The 953-nt window shown below is 73.3% G+C and carries 1 protein-coding gene; it reads left to right on the top strand.

The annotated features are described in order from the left end of the window. Positions 1-119: 119 nt before the first annotated feature. Positions 120-683, top strand: coding sequence for a TetR/AcrR family transcriptional regulator (locus ACFWY9_RS13635; protein ID WP_378338978.1), 564 nt, complete (start codon positions 120-122; stop codon positions 681-683). Positions 684-953: the final 270 nt, after the last annotated feature.

The following is a 953-nucleotide window of genomic DNA, read 5'->3' as shown; positions in this document are numbered from 1 at the left end:
ACAAAACCCCAACACCTTGTTTTTTTTTCTTTTTCTTTTTATTCCCCAGCACACCCCCCACACCCCCCCCCCCCCCGGGGGGGGGCGCCCCCGCCCCCCCCCCCCCCCGCAACGATGTGGTGATCCTGGATGCCGCGCGCACGGTGTTCATCGCCGATCCGAAGGCCCCGGTCTCGGCGGTCGCCGAGCGTGCCGGGGTCGGGATCAGTGCCCTGTATCGGCGCTACCCCGGTAAGGAGGCCCTGCTGTGCAAGCTGTGCCACGACGGTTTACGGCAGTACATCGCGGAAGCGGAGGCGGCGGCCGAAGAGCCAGACGGCTGGCGCGCGCTGAGCGAGTTCCTCGGGCGGGTCGTGGACGCCGACGTCCATTCGCTCACGGTGCACCTCGCGGGCACCTTCACCCCGACGCCGGAGATGGGGGAGGACGCGCGGCGCGCCGGTGAGCTGACGGCGGCGATGGTGGCGCGGGCACACGAGGGCGGGCGGCTGCGGGAGGACGTCGTCGCCGAGGACGTCGGGCTGATCCTGGAATGCTGTGCGGCGATCCGGACGGCGGATCCGGAGCGGACCAAGGTGCTGCGCCGCCGCTACCTCGCCCTGCTCGTCGAAGGCCTGTCCGGGGACGGACCGCCGCTGCCCGGCCCGCCACCCGCGCCGGGCGAACTGGGCCGCTGGAAGTAGCAGGCGCCCCGGCAGGGGAGGGCCGGGCGCTACGCCCCATCGTCGCGACGAGCCCTGTGAGCGACAAGCCTGCCGAACGCCCTGAAGGGAGCTTCGCAGCACTCGGCGCCCTCAAGGACCCTTCAGGGCACCACGCTCCACAAAGGACACCCTGGAAGGGCTGATGAACGGGGCGTGACATGGCGTGGGGGGGGGGGGGCCCGCGGCCCCGCCACCGCGCGCCCCACCCCCCCCCCCCCCCCCCCCCCCCGCCCGGCGGTGCGGCGGGCG

It is taken from the genome of Amycolatopsis sp. NPDC059027 (assembly GCF_042739735.1).
Classification (GTDB): domain Bacteria; phylum Actinomycetota; class Actinomycetes; order Mycobacteriales; family Pseudonocardiaceae; genus Amycolatopsis.
The sequence above is the reverse complement of the archived record's forward strand: the minus strand, read 5'-3'. Positions and strand labels throughout refer to the sequence as shown.